Annotated in this window: 1 pseudogene; it reads right to left on the bottom strand. The window is 32.2% G+C overall.

The features are described 5' to 3' along the window. Positions 1 to 292 (bottom strand): annotated as a pseudogene (locus tag KGF42_RS19440) (hypothetical protein); the annotation flags it as partial.

The raw sequence follows: 292 nt of genomic DNA, 5'->3' as shown, positions 1-292 counted from the left end.
TTATGCTTGGTGCATTATTAGATTTTGTAAATGTATAATTTCTATAAATAGCAGATACCCCATAGCCACCTGTAACTTCTATTTTAATCTTATTAGTAGAGTTTAATTGAAGTGACAAGACAAGGGAGTCAGGCACATTTATAGTATATTGAGTATCTTTTACCGCTTGCTTCGTATCAAACAAAACATCATTTAAATATGCTTTTACTGTGTATGTGTAACTATCTTCATTTGTTATTGTATAATCTATACCAAACCCTCTACTCTTAGAACCAAGCGAGCCATCTGTTCC

This window comes from Clostridioides sp. ZZV15-6383 (assembly GCF_020657735.1).
GTDB lineage: Bacteria > Bacillota > Clostridia > Peptostreptococcales > Peptostreptococcaceae > Clostridioides > Clostridioides difficile_D.
The sequence above is the reverse complement of the archived record's forward strand: the minus strand, read 5'-3'. Positions and strand labels throughout refer to the sequence as shown.